A 299-nucleotide genomic window follows, 5' to 3' on the forward strand; every position below is an offset into this window, starting at 1 on the left:
CGGGAATTCAGATAATAAGTGCGACACTCATGGATGAATGGCGAGAGGTGGCCAACTGCTGATTGGTGGTACCCTTCTGCTCGCCAAAGTAAAAGCAGTATCACCATGAGCTATCAGCAGTTGACCGAGGGGCAACGATACCAGTTATCGGTGCTTCGCGCACAGGGGATGTCCATCCTTGCCACCGCACGCGCCATTGGCGTTCATCGCTCCACCCTCTACCGGGAGCTGCGTCGTAACGCCGGGCCGCAGGGCTACCAGCCAGACAATGCGCATCAGCACGCCACCCACCGACGGGC

1 protein-coding gene is annotated in these 299 nt (G+C 58.9%); it reads left to right on the top strand.

The window, feature by feature from the left end; translation table 11 throughout:
* Positions 1-105: 105 nt before the first annotated feature.
* Positions 106-299: helix-turn-helix domain-containing protein (locus J9892_RS22420; protein ID WP_210539057.1), on the top strand; the 194-nt coding region annotated here is incomplete at its 3' end.

The sequence above is a fragment of the Aeromonas sp. Prich7-2 genome, from assembly GCF_017939255.1.
In the GTDB taxonomy this organism is placed as follows: domain Bacteria; phylum Pseudomonadota; class Gammaproteobacteria; order Enterobacterales; family Aeromonadaceae; genus Aeromonas; species Aeromonas caviae.